The organism is Pseudomonas sp. 2VD, assembly GCF_005503585.1.
Taxonomy (GTDB): Bacteria; Pseudomonadota; Gammaproteobacteria; order Pseudomonadales; family Pseudomonadaceae; genus Pseudomonas; species Pseudomonas aeruginosa.
Genome location: NZ_SCND01000556.1, coordinates 1 through 2,424 on the forward strand (window position 1 = coordinate 1; position 2,424 = coordinate 2,424).

General features: G+C 68.4%; 2 protein-coding genes. Both read right to left on the reverse strand.

The genetic code is table 11. From position 1 onward, the window contains the following. A partial coding sequence (locus FFS27_RS31590; RefSeq protein ID WP_137952490.1) for a YbaK/EbsC family protein occupies positions 1 to 560 on the reverse strand: 560 nt, incomplete at its 3' end. Positions 561 to 649: 89 nt separating this feature from the next. Further along, a partial coding sequence (gene recG / locus FFS27_RS31595; protein WP_137952491.1) for an ATP-dependent DNA helicase RecG occupies positions 650 to 2,424 on the reverse strand: 1,775 nt, incomplete at its 5' end.

A 2,424-nucleotide genomic window follows, 5' to 3' on the forward strand; every position in this document is an offset into this window, starting at 1 on the left:
TGCTGGATGCGCCGGGCGGTGAAGGCCTGCACGGCCTGGCTGATTTCCGCGCGGTCGTCGTCCGGGCGGTCAAGGTTCAGGTTGATGTTTTCCAGCGGTTCGCCGAAGCGCGCGGCGCTGGCCTTGCCCAGCAGGCCGCGGAAGTCGTTGCTGGCGATCTCCAGGAGGATGCCGGGCTGGCCGGACTCGATCAGCAGGCGCGGTTCCTGCAACAGGCGCTCGTCGTACAGGCAGGGCGAACTGGTCAGGGGCGGCAACGCCGGCAGGCGGTGCAGCTCGTGCTTGCCGAGCATTCGTTCCAGGCGCTCGGGCTCGATCGCCAGCAGCTTGCGGCCGGTCAGTTCGGTGAGCCGGGCAAGGTCCAGCAACTGGCTCTGCGGGAACAGCACCAGCAGGGTGCCGACGGCGTCGTCCAGCAGCACCGCCTGGACCCGGCGGGCGGCAGGCAGCTCCGCGCTGTCGCTGACCTCGCGGCAGGCGATGCCTAGCTTGGCGAGCAGCTGGAGGATGACCTGGGGGGCGTGCGGAGCATCGGCGGAGGCCAGGGCGGCTTCTGTCATGACGAGACCATGCGAGCTGGATTTTCCCTCAGTATAACCAGAGCTGCTTCAAGACTGAGACCTACGCCGGTCAGCGAGAGCGAAATAGATCACACTTGACCGTATTGCTGGCCGTGGCGCAACCACCGTTCGAGCAGCGGGCTGACATGCTGCGGCCAGTGCGCCAGGAGGGATTGGGCGGCATCGCGGACCGCCGGCAGCAGGTCTGCGTCGCGCATCAGGTCGGCGACCTTGAATTGCAGCAGGCCGGTCTGGCGGGTGCCGAGCATTTCGCCGGGGCCGCGCAATTCCAGGTCCTTCTCGGCGATGACGAAGCCGTCGCTGGTCTCGCGCATGATGCCCAGCCGCTCGCGGCCGATCTGCGACAGCGGCGGGTGGTAGAGCAGCACGCAGTGGCTGGCGGCGCTGCCCCGGCCAACACGGCCGCGTAGCTGGTGCAGTTGGGCCAGGCCAAGGCGCTCGGGGTTCTCGATGATCATCAGGCTGGCGTTGGGCACGTCGACGCCGACCTCGATCACCGTGGTCGCCACCAGCAGTTGCAACATGCCTTCCTTGAAGGCCTCCATCACCACGGCCTTGTCCGCCGGCTTCATGCGCCCGTGGATCAGGCCGACACGCAGTTCGCCCAGCGCCGAGGAAAGCTCTTCGTAGGTGGTCTCGGCGGCCTGGCAGGTAAGCTCCTCGGACTCTTCGATCAGGGTACACACCCAGTAGGCCTGGCGCCCTTCGCGGCAAGCCGCGCGGACTCGCTCGATCACCTCGATACGGCGGCTGTCGGCCACCAGCACGGTATTCACCGGGGTACGCCCGGGCGGCAGCTCGTCGAGGATCGAGGTGTCGAGGTCGGCATAGGCGCTCATCGCCAGGGTCCGCGGGATCGGCGTGGCGGTCATGATCAACTGGTGCGGGCAGAGCCTGCCGTCCACGCCCTTCTGGCGCAGGGCCAGGCGCTGCTGCACGCCGAAGCGGTGCTGTTCGTCGATGATCGCCAGTGCAAGGCGCTTGAATTTCACTTCATCCTGGAACAGCGCGTGGGTGCCGACCACCATCGGCGCGCCGTCGCCGATGCGTTCCAGTGCCGCCGCGCGGGCCTTGCCCTTGAGCTTGCCGGCCAGCCAGGCGACTTCGATGTCCAGCGGCTGGAGCCACTTGCTGAAGTTGAGGAAATGCTGCTCGGCGAGGATCTCGGTCGGCGCCATCAGCGCCACCTGGTAGCCGGCCTCTATGGCTTGCAGGGCGGCGAGGGCGGCGACCACGGTCTTGCCGGCGCCGACGTCGCCTTGCACCAAGCGCAGCATCGGTTCGTCCTGGGCCAGGTCGTAGGCGATCTCCGCGCCGACCCGGCGTTGCGCGCCGGTCGGCTGGAAGCCGAGGTTGGCAAGGAAGCGTTTCGGCAAGCGGCTGGCCGCCGGCAAGCGCGGCGCTGCCTGCGAACGCACGGCTTCGCGCAGGCGCTGCAGGGATAACTGGTGGGTCAGCAGTTCTTCGAAGGCCAGGCGCAACTGCGCCCAGTGCCGGCCTTCGGCCAGTTCCTCGATGTCGGCATCCGGCGGCGGCCGGTGCAGGTAGCGGATCGCCTGGTCGAGCGGGCCAAGTTGGTAATCGCGGGCCAGTTCCGCCGGCAGCCAGTCGGGCAGGCTGCTGGGACCGAGCATGGCCAGGGCCTGTTGGCTCAACTGGCGCAGGCGCTGCTGGGTGAGGCCCTCGGTAGTCGGGTAGATCGGCGTCAGGGTCTGCTCCACCGGAATCGGCTCGTCGCCGTTCAGCGCGCGGTATTCCGGATGGTAGATCTCCAGGCCCGAGGCGCCCGGCCGGACTTCGCCGTAGCAGCGCAGGTGGGTGCCGCGCTTGAGGCCGTCCTTCG